The following is a 6,043-nucleotide window of genomic DNA, read 5'->3' as shown; positions in this document are numbered from 1 at the left end:
CGCCCGCGCCGCCCTGGGCATCCTGCGCCGCGACCCCGGCCTGGCCGGTCGGGTGCTCGACCGGGCGGCCGACCTGGCCCGGATCGCCGATGTGACACAACCCGATTCGGCCGTGGTGTCGGTGGTGCTCGGCGAGGCGCGGGTTGCCTACGACGCCGCCGTCGCCTGCCGAGAACGGGGCCTCAGCGTCGGCTGCTTCCGCCCGCCCTCGGTCCCCGAGGGCACCTCACGGTTGCGCCTCACCGCCCGCGCCGACCTCACCCCCGCCGAACTCGACACCATCGCAACGGTTCTCGGCGAGGTGTTGGCGCGGGCGCGCGGGCAGCAGACGGTTCCGGCATGAGCGTTCTCTTCGTAACCGGCACGTCCACCGATGTCGGAAAGACCATGGTCACCGCCGCGCTGGCGGCGACCGCACGGGCGGCCGGGGCGCGGGTGGCGGTGTGCAAGCCCGCCCAAACCGGGGTCGCGCCAGGCGAACCCGGTGACCTGGCCGTCGTCGAACGACTCAGCGGGGTCACCCGCACCCTGGAACTGGCGCGCTATCCCGATCCACTGGCCCCCGATACCGCCGCGCGCCGCTGCGGTCGGCCGCTGCTGACCCTCGCCGATACGGCGGCGGCGGTGGAATCGCTGGCCGACGCCGATCTCACCCTGGTGGAGGGGGCGGGTGGACTGCTGGTGCGGATGGGCGAATTCACCCTGCTCGACCTGGCGCAGCAGCTCGGAGCACCGGTGCTGGTGGTGGCCGCCGCCGGACTGGGCACCCTGAACCACAGCGAATTGACCACGCGCACACTGGCTTCGGCGGGTGTCCCGTGCGCGGGCCTGGTCATCGGCGCTTGGCCGGACGACCCCGACCTCGCCGCCACCTGCAATCGCGCCGACCTGCCCGCCGTCACCGGCGTCGACCTGGTCGGCACCCTCCCCTTCGGCGTCGGCTCCTGGCCCGCCGCCCGCTTCGCCGCCGCCGCCCCCGGCTGGTTCGACGCCGACTGGCGCGCCCGCTACCTGCCCGGCTGAACCGTCGGCATGCGCGGTCCAGGGCCTCGCTCCCGACCGGTCCGCGTCCGGCTGCCGTGTTCGGTCGCGACGCGGGACCCGGAGGGCAGTGGTACCGCACCGGCGATCGAGTCGTCGCCACGCGGATCGCGGAGCGCAGTGGGCGGTATCGCCGCTGCGGCGCGGACGCGAGTGTGCGCCGTGGGGGCCGCCGCCACGGGGATCGCGGTAGCCCACGCGCAGTGGGCGGTATCGCTGACACGGGGACGCGGGCGTGCGCGCGCCGTGGGGCCGCCGTCACGGGGCTGACTGTGGCTCGTGCCCGTGGTGGGGGATCGCTGGTGCGCGGTCGACTGTGGTGTCGTCGCACGTGGGATCGCCGTCGCCCGCGCGTGAATCCGTCGCGTAGTTCGCGCTTCGGAGCCGCGGCGGCGCTCCGGCGGTGTGATCACCGGGCGATCCCTGCCTACAGTGGATCGGTATGTGGGACTATCCACATCCGTCCGGCGCCGCCGAGTACGACGACGAGCGGCGGCGGGCGCGGCTGCGCGAAACCCGATTCGGAACCCGGTGGCGAGAGCGGCGCGGGCTGCGGATCGCGGCCCGGTTCGCGCTGATACCGCTGCTGTTCCTCGCGCTGTTCGCACAATATTGGCGACTCGATGTCGCCCCCGAGCGGGCGCGGCTGGCCCGCACCGCACCCGCCGTCCTGCCCATCGCCGGCCCCTCCGGCGCGGCGGCGGCCGATACGGCGGTCTTCGATCTGGTCGGTCTGGGCTCGCTCGACGCCACCGACACCGCCCGCGCGCTACCGACGTTGAGCCAGCTCGGTTCGGTGTGGGCGGTGCGCTACGACAACACCGGTATCGACACCAAGGTCATCGCCGACCTCATCGTGCGGGTCACCGAGGCCGCGCACATACCGAAGGTCGTGCTGGCCGGCCACAGTATGGGCGGCGTCATCGCCCTGGAGATCGCCCACCACCTGCACACCGCCAGTTCCCGGCAGGTGCTGGCGGTACTGCTGGACTGCACCCCGATCGACCTGCACGCCGTGCGCCGGGAGAGCCGCGACCAGGGGGAGGAGCTCATGCGCTGGGTGGGCTGGTTCCCCGGTGCGCGCGAGAGCAGGCTGTTGCGGCTGACCGCCGAAACCTACTCCCGCCGTGACCGATATCAGGGCGGCCGCTACGGCATCGAACCCGACGACTTCCGCGAGGCGGTGCGGGATTCGTTGCGCGAGAAGATCCTCACCACCGATGTGGCCAGCACCGGTCTGATCGAATCCCAGTTCAGGGCGATCGTGGCCGGGGGCGCGGTGAACCATCTGCGCGCGCTGGCCGAACCCGCCGACGGCAAACCCCGCCCGGCCATCGTGTTCATCCGCCCTCGAAACCCCTACGCCGACTACATAGTCGACGTCGCCTACACCCACCGGGCGCTCATCGACCGGGTGGGTGGCCCGGACGGCACCCTGCTGGTGGTGACCACGCGCACCACCGGTCACGCCAATCCGAAGCAACGCCCGGCCGAGTACAACGCGGTGATCCTCCAACAGGTCGTGCCGTTCGTCCGATTGATCGAACGCACCCCGATGGCATCCGGTTGAGGTCCGGATCCAGCGCCCCTGATCATCGCGGTGCGCGGGAGCGCCCGCGGACCATCTCCCGATCTCCCGGATCAGCGGATGCGGGTGCCCAGCAGATGCCGCACCCCGCTCACGAACAGTTGCAGCCCGAAGTCGAAACGGGCCGTCGCGTCGGGCGTGTCGTACAGCGGCGAATGCTCGTCGGCCAGCGCGCCCACCGAGTCCATCTGCATGCGCGCCTGCTCGTCCACGGTCTGTCCGAGCACGTAGTAGAGCAGGGTGAAGGCCGCGAGATCGGCCTCCTCCCTGGTCATTCCGGCCCGAATGGCCGCACTCGCCATGCGCTCGCGGCCTTTCGAGGTGGTGAGGCGGGAAGCGTAGGTGGCGGAGACCAATTCGGCCCCGTCCCGGTAGGCCAGCAGGCATGAGCGCAGCCGATGGGCCAGTTCGCCGAGCTGCCCGGACCATTCGTCGGCGGTCACGGGTTCGTCCATGGGGGCGAGGATGCGGTCGGCCACCGCGCCCAGCAGCGCCTGCTTGTTGGGGAAGTGCCAGTACAGCGCCCCGGGCTGCACATGCAGCGATCCGGCCAGGCGCCGCATGGTCAGATCGGCCAGACCGTACTGGTCCAGAATGGCGATGGCCCCGTCGACCACATCGGTGCGGTGCAGCTGCACGGATAATCCCGACCCTTCGTGTTTCGGCTCACGTTCGTGACTGCTAGCCTACCCTGAACACCGTTCAAGTTGCTCGGCCACATCGGCCGGACGAAGGGATTTCGCGCTGTGACCCAGGTAGCCGTCAACACCGATATTCTGGCGATCGCCCGCGAGCAGGTGCTCGAACAGGGCATCGGCCTGACCCAGGAGCAGACCCTCGCGGTGCTGCGCCTCGGCGACGACCGGCTCGAGGAACTGCTCGCCCTCGCCCACGACGTGCGCATGAAGTGGTGCGGTCCCGAGGTCGAGGTCGAGGGCATCATCTCGCTCAAGACCGGCGGCTGCCCGGAGGACTGCCACTTCTGCTCACAGTCCGGCCTGTTCCAGTCGCCGGTGCGCGCCGCCTGGCTCGACATCCCCAGCCTGGTCGAGGCCGCCAAGCAGACCGCCAAGACCGGAGCCACCGAATTCTGCATCGTGGCCGCCGTGCGCGGCCCCGACGAGCGCCTCATGGCGCAGGTCGCCGCGGGCGTGGAGGCCATTCGCAACGAGGTCGACATCCAGGTCGCGTGCTCGCTGGGCATGCTGAGCCAAGAGCAGGTCGACCAGCTCGCCGCCATGGGCGTGCACCGCTACAACCACAACCTCGAGACCGCCAAGTCGCACTTCCCGCAGGTGGTCACCACGCACACCTGGGAGGAGCGCTGGGACACCCTGCGCATGGTGCGCGAGGCCGGGATGGAGGTGTGCTGCGGCGGCATCCTCGGCATGGGCGAATCGCTGGAGCAGCGGGCCGAATTCGCCGCGCAGCTGGCCGAACTGGAACCCGACGAGGTGCCGCTGAACTTCCTCAACCCGCGCCCGGGCACCCCGTTCGGTGACCTCGAGGTGCTGCCCGCCGCCGACGCGCTGCGCGCCGTGGCCGCCTTCCGGCTCGCCCTGCCGCGCACCATCCTGCGCTTCGCGGGCGGTCGCGAGATCACCCTCGGCGACCTGGGCGCCAAGCAGGGCATCCTGGGCGGCATCAACGCCGTCATCGTCGGCAACTACCTGACCACCCTGGGCCGCCCCGCCGAGGCCGACCTCGATCTGCTGGGCGAGCTGAAGATGCCGATCAAGGCGCTCAACGAAACCCTGTAGTGCGCATCGCATATCGATTGGGAACCGCATACCGGGAAGTGGGCGCGCACATGGGTAATGTCGTGGACATGGAAACGGACGAGGTCACCGCGCGCGTGGCGCTGTACAACCCGTTCACCGGCAAGCTGATCGAACCCGGCGCGGACGATCCGGTCCCGGCCGCCGCCGCGCTCGGGCTGGAACCGCCGCGCTACTGCGAGCAGTGCGGCCGCCGCATGATCGTGCAGGTGAGTCCGGACGGTTGGTGGGCGAAATGCTCGCGCCACGGGGTGCTGGACTCGAAGAGTCTGGAACACCGGTAGTGGCACCGGGATTCGCTCCACCCGGAGCCGCCGGGACGCGGACCGAGGTGCTGCGGCGGGAACGCCGGGCGGCCGCGCTGGTCGTCGCGGGCGTCACCGCGGTCAGTGCGATGGCGGCGATGGTGTGGGCCTTCCTCGCCCCCGCCGAACGGTTGGTGGTGGTGGAGCCGGACCGTGGTGCGGTGCTGACCGGGGAGAGCGCGCACCAGTTCGACGCGCTGGCCGTCTTCGTTCTCGTCGGCATGGTGACCGGGGTGCTCACCGCCACCGGCACGTGGCGGTGGCGGCGCGTGCGCGGGCCGATACTGCTGGCCGGATTGGTGATCGGCTCGCTGCTGGGCGCGTTCGTCATGCGCCTGGTCGGCGAGGCCGCCGCCGAGGTGCTGTACCCGCGCCCGGAGAATCCACCGGTCGGGTCGATCGTCGAACTCGCGCCCACCGTGCCCGCCTGGCAGGCCCTCATCGCGCAACCGCTGGTGGCGACGCTGCTGGTGCTCATCTGGTCGGCCCTGAGCGTGGCCGACGATCTGGGCAGCGGACAGTTCCAGCCCTTCGGCGGCGAAGCGCCGCGCCGCGGCCTGCTCGCATCCGGACCGTACGGCTCGGCCATCAGCTACGGACCCTACGGCGGTCCGGGAGCGAACGGCGGTTCGGCACCGGGCTTCGGGCCGATGCCGTACGAGGGCGCGGGCCGGGGCAATCCCGACCGCTGATCCCCCGTTCGCGGCGCCGGTCGTTCACGCCGCTGATAGCGTCGCCGTCTGTTCACTCCGCGCCCACGTGGTCCGTTCACGCCCACGTGGTCTGCTCACGTCCACATGGTCTGTTCACGCCCATGCGGTCTATTCAGTCTGCGCCCACGCGGCGACCGGTAGCGACAGGTAGACGCCGAAATCGTCGAGGTCGACCGCCTTCGCGATGGCCGCGTGCAGCCCGTCCACCCGCTCCTGCCGATTCTCCGCGCGGCTCGCGAAGTACTTGGACCGGATTTCGATCACCGCATCGAGTCCGCTGCGGTCGAACGGGCCGAGCGGCCGGAACCGGATCTCCACGTCACCGGGCTGTAGATCGCCGTCGTACGGCTCCTCCGGGCACTCCACCGCCACCGACACCGCGTGCGGCAACACCTCCGCCAGCTCCCGCAGCACGCTGTCGGGAATATCCGGCGAGTAGGTGACGTCTACCAAAGGCATCGGGCCAGTCTATCCAGCCCGCACACCCGGCGCGAAATTCACTGGCCCCGACCCGCTCCCACGCCTACCGTGGGCCGTTGAACACACACCGCATCCGATCGGGAGACCGCCATGGGAACCGCAGCACAGCGCGGCCACGACCCGGCCGCGCCGGAGCGG

The 6,043-nt window shown here is 70.9% G+C and carries 7 protein-coding genes and 1 pseudogene; 6 read left to right on the top strand and 2 right to left on the bottom strand.

All coding sequences use genetic code 11. The features are described from left to right. From QK444_RS31130 to QK444_RS31120, 3 genes and pseudogenes are all read left to right on the top strand, one after another. Positions 1-343: pseudogene (locus QK444_RS31130) on the top strand (8-amino-7-oxononanoate synthase); the annotation flags it as partial. After that, on the top strand, positions 340-1,023 hold the full coding sequence (bioD, locus tag QK444_RS31125) for a dethiobiotin synthase (protein ID WP_282785657.1): 684 nt from the start codon (positions 340-342) through the stop codon (positions 1,021-1,023). The pseudogene QK444_RS31130 and the gene bioD, both read left to right, overlap by 4 nt. Positions 1,024-1,483: 460 nt before the next feature. Further along, a complete protein-coding gene (locus tag QK444_RS31120; protein ID WP_282785656.1) occupies positions 1,484-2,611 on the top strand; it encodes an alpha/beta hydrolase in 1,128 nt (375 codons plus the stop codon). A 71-nt stretch (positions 2,612-2,682) separates the two neighbouring features. Here QK444_RS31120 and QK444_RS31115 read toward each other — a convergent pair whose 3' ends face one another. Then, the gene (locus tag QK444_RS31115) at positions 2,683-3,267 is read right to left on the bottom strand and encodes a TetR/AcrR family transcriptional regulator C-terminal domain-containing protein (RefSeq protein ID WP_029929182.1); all 585 of its coding nucleotides are present in this window, start codon (positions 3,265-3,267) and stop codon (positions 2,683-2,685) included. A 108-nt stretch (positions 3,268-3,375) separates the two neighbouring features. Between QK444_RS31115 and bioB the strand changes: the two genes are divergently transcribed. The 3 genes from bioB to QK444_RS31100 all read left to right on the top strand — a co-directional run bounded on the left by bioB (position 3,376) and on the right by QK444_RS31100 (position 5,404). After that, positions 3,376-4,389, top strand: coding sequence for a biotin synthase BioB (bioB, locus tag QK444_RS31110; protein WP_029929181.1), 1,014 nt, complete (start codon positions 3,376-3,378; stop codon positions 4,387-4,389). Positions 4,390-4,457: 68 nt separating this feature from the next. After that, complete coding sequence (locus tag QK444_RS31105) at positions 4,458-4,691, top strand: hypothetical protein (RefSeq protein WP_051037126.1); 234 nt, start codon at positions 4,458-4,460, stop codon at positions 4,689-4,691. Next, on the top strand, positions 4,691-5,404 hold the full coding sequence (locus tag QK444_RS31100; protein ID WP_282785655.1) for a DUF2567 domain-containing protein: 714 nt from the start codon (positions 4,691-4,693) through the stop codon (positions 5,402-5,404). Before QK444_RS31105 ends, QK444_RS31100 begins: the two co-directional genes overlap by 1 nt. A gap of 129 nt (positions 5,405-5,533) precedes the next feature. Here QK444_RS31100 and QK444_RS31095 read toward each other — a convergent pair whose 3' ends face one another. Next, entirely contained in the window at positions 5,534-5,884 is a 351-nt protein-coding gene (locus QK444_RS31095; RefSeq protein WP_282785654.1) for a hypothetical protein, read from the bottom strand. Positions 5,885-6,043 lie beyond the last annotated feature (159 nt).

This window comes from Nocardia sp. CC201C (assembly GCF_030010695.1).
GTDB lineage: Bacteria > Actinomycetota > Actinomycetes > Mycobacteriales > Mycobacteriaceae > Nocardia > Nocardia otitidiscaviarum.
Note: the sequence above shows the minus strand (reverse complement) of the source record. Positions and strands in the feature narration are given on the sequence as shown.